Origin of the sequence: Erythrobacter sp., assembly GCF_038133525.1 — a bacterium.
Lineage (GTDB): Bacteria > Pseudomonadota > Alphaproteobacteria > Sphingomonadales > Sphingomonadaceae > Qipengyuania.
Genome location: NZ_JAYPTL010000042.1, coordinates 27,928 through 29,337, shown reverse-complemented (window position 1 = coordinate 29,337; position 1,410 = coordinate 27,928). Strand labels below are relative to the sequence as shown.

Here is a 1,410-nt window from a genome sequence, read left to right as displayed (position 1 = left end):
CGAACTACAATTGCTTCTCCGCCCACCGCGTCGCCACCGGCGCCTGGGGTCAGGATGTCAAATTCCACCGGGATGAAGGCCGAGGGCGCCGTTACCGTACTTGCCGCTGGGGCAGATTGCGACTTGGGTGGCACCGGGTTTGCTGAGGTTTCCGAAACGCTTTCGGCGATTGCCTGGGCGACCTCTCCCGACATGTCGGGGTTAGCGGGTCCCTCGCGTCGTTCGGGCAGGCGGACCCGGTTGTAGTTCGGCATCGGCACGCATTTCACGAAACCGCGCTCCCAGCCAATGGCAAGCGTCGATGCGGCAAGCTGAATAGCAGCGGCGAAGATCCCTGCCCACAAGAGCAGCAAACCCAATCGCCTTCGCCCCCTGCGGATCGTGCTGTGCACGCCGAACTCCTCCAACCACCGCGGCCGGTGCCTAGCACAGCTGGATTATCGGTGCGAGATGCTTGGGCCCGGAGACGGTATCGGGATCAGTCAGGCAGCCAGTCGGCTGCGGTAGGTCACGTTCACCCGGGCCGATAGCATCAAATAGGGCAGCCACACGAACATGCTGACCAGCACTTTGGTGACATTGCCCTGCAGCAGCTCGGCCAGTGACATCGCGACTTTGTGCGGGAGGTCGGGCTGCATGCCGACCGCCTGCGCGATGGCGAACTGCATGCCGATATCGATCGCCCACACGATCGCCAGCATGCGCGGGAAGAATGGGACGGTCCGCAGCGCCATGACGAAGCAGACGACATAGAGGAAGTTCATCGCGATAACGTCGAATGCCATTGCCAGGAACAACGCTCGACCCCAACCGGGGGCCATCTGGCTCATGGCCGGGATCGCCAGCATGAATTCGGTGCTGCGGAACACCACGTTGAGCAACATGCCGATGAGCAGCGATGCCATGAGCCCTGCGGGGCCGAACAGCGGGTGCTTGCGTGCGGAGTTAAAATCCAGCTTGCGCCAACGTCCGATCATCGCGAAGCGAAAGCTGGGCTGCCACTTGATCTCGCCTTGCGGGAATGCCGCCTCGGCGAGCCGCAAGCCTATGATGGGTGCCAGGCCGATCAAGGCATAGGGCAGGAATATGCCGGCGAATTCGGTGAAGGACATGATCGGGGTGGCGGCGCTGGCCATCTTGACCGCGGCGAGCATTAGCCAGGCGAAGATCCACCAGGGCAAAGCCGCCTCGAGGAAGGGCCTGATTCCCTTTGCGATCGCCCGCGAACGCCGTTCGATTGCATCGGCATAGCGCTGCGCGGCCTTCGCGATTGTGTGCCAGTTTGGAACCATTACGGACATCATGGGCTTTGTGAGGCCGGGATTCAATTCAGGGGGCCGATACGCGGTTTCCCGAATCAAACGGCTGTTTACGGAGCTAAACGGTTGCGAATCACGGACTTACGGGTCG

Annotated in this window: 2 protein-coding genes; both read right to left on the bottom strand. The window is 61.9% G+C overall.

Annotated elements, in window-relative coordinates; genetic code table 11:
- Positions 1–392, bottom strand: a 392-nt coding sequence (locus tag AAFM29_RS11760; RefSeq protein ID WP_341712989.1) for a hypothetical protein, incomplete at its 3' end; no start/stop codon positions are given.
- A gap of 90 nt (positions 393–482) precedes the next feature.
- The gene (locus tag AAFM29_RS11755; RefSeq protein ID WP_341712988.1) at positions 483–1,292 is read right to left on the bottom strand and encodes a DUF2569 domain-containing protein; all 810 of its coding nucleotides are present in this window, start codon (positions 1,290–1,292) and stop codon (positions 483–485) included.
- Positions 1,293–1,410: the final 118 nt, after the last annotated feature.